We start from the raw sequence: 1,386 nt of genomic DNA on the forward strand, positions 1-1,386 counted from the left end.
GCGCCAGTTGGTCAGATGCAGGATGACAAACCAGCAGATAGCAAGCTGAGACAAGGTGTGGGCGGATTGTTGGAGTGGGCAAATGAGGGGGGAAATTGAATGGTTGAGAAAAGAAATTGCGGCGGGCTTTATGTTGTTATCGGCCCTAAATCTAAAAGGCCGTCCTGCTGCAGCCGACTTAACGGCGGTGGCAAAAATATGGTACGGCCTGTTAAGTAAACACCAATGGCAATCCGAGCAGGATGCTGACCGCGTTAGGGCCGTATTTGAAACAATAGCCGCAACCGCGACCGAATGGCCTAATCCCGCTGAGTTTATCCGCCTGCTCCCGCCACCGGCAGTCAGCATGGTGCCGAGAATAGAAAAGCAACACAAACCGACGGAATACGGCAAAGCCATGTCGAAAGCAATTGTAGGCCGTCTGAAAGATGCTCCGGTAATGAACCGCGACTGGATACACGGCCAACGCCACCGCACGGTGGATGAATGTAAACAGATTTACGCCGCAAGGCAGCAAATGAAAGGTAAGAAAAATGACTGATCTAACCCAATACCGCCAAGACGCCAAGGGTAATTTGGTGCCTTTGGCCAACATCAAGGAAATCGACCTGCTGCGCGATGATTTGGTGTTGGAAATCGCCGCCAAAGCCCGTGCGGTGCAGGACAATGTGGCGGAATACAAACGCGCCGCTATGGACGATATCGCCGCGTTTGCCCAACTCTCCGCCGACCGCTATGGCGTGAAATTGGGCGGCAAGAAGGGCAACATCACGCTGCACAGCTTCGACGGCCGATACCGCGTGCAACTAGCGATGCAAGATAGCTTAATGTTTGACGAAGGCCTGCTGGCCGCGAAAGCTCTGATTGACGAGTGCATCAACGAATGGACGGAAGGCAGCCGCACGGAATTGAAAACGCTGATTAACGCGGCGTTTGATGTGGATAAGGAAGGCAATATTTCCACCGCCCGGGTTTTGGGGCTGCGCCGCCTGCAAATCAACGATGAAAAATGGCACCGCGCGATGGACGCGTTGAGCGACAGCCTGCAAGTACAGACCAGTAAAGCCTTTGTCCGAGTGTATACGCGCAATACGGCGGGCGATTACGAGTTGATGAATTTGGATATTGCGAAGGTGTGATGATGACTGACCCAAAGGAACTAGCAATTGAAAAAACAGCAGTAATAGACATAGAACTTCGCTCTGATAGCGGTTATACCTGCCAGATATTAGGGCAGAGAATCAGCCCAAGGCAATGGGCAATGATTAGCGAAATTCTACACAGGAAAGATATTTAACCCGCGCGGCACGGTTTGCCGTAAATCAACTAACAGGAGTGCAACATGAATAAATCCGATTTAATTGACGCCATCGCAAACGAAGCAGA

At 51.5% G+C, this 1,386-nt stretch carries 2 protein-coding genes; both read left to right on the forward strand.

Annotated features, from left to right (window positions below):
* Positions 1–82 precede the first annotated feature (82 nt).
* Entirely contained in the window at positions 83–541 is a 459-nt protein-coding gene (locus tag ACEPPX_RS11760) for a hypothetical protein (protein WP_416624192.1), read from the forward strand.
* Positions 534–1,139, forward strand: a complete 606-nt coding sequence (locus ACEPPX_RS11765) for a DUF3164 family protein (protein ID WP_416624193.1) — start codon at positions 534–536, stop codon at positions 1,137–1,139. The genes ACEPPX_RS11760 and ACEPPX_RS11765 overlap by 8 nt, the downstream gene beginning before the upstream one ends.
* The last annotated feature ends 247 nt before the right edge of the window (positions 1,140–1,386 follow it).

It is taken from the genome of Neisseria sp. S1 (genome assembly GCF_048060015.1).
GTDB lineage: Bacteria > Pseudomonadota > Gammaproteobacteria > Burkholderiales > Neisseriaceae > Neisseria > Neisseria arctica.

Coding starts and splice junctions, on each gene's coding strand:
- ACEPPX_RS11760 (WP_416624192.1), top strand. CDS start 83: ATGAGGGGGGAAATTGAATGGTTGAGAAAAGAAATTGCGGCGGGCTTT.
- ACEPPX_RS11765 (WP_416624193.1), top strand. CDS start 534: ATGACTGATCTAACCCAATACCGCCAAGACGCCAAGGGTAATTTGGTG.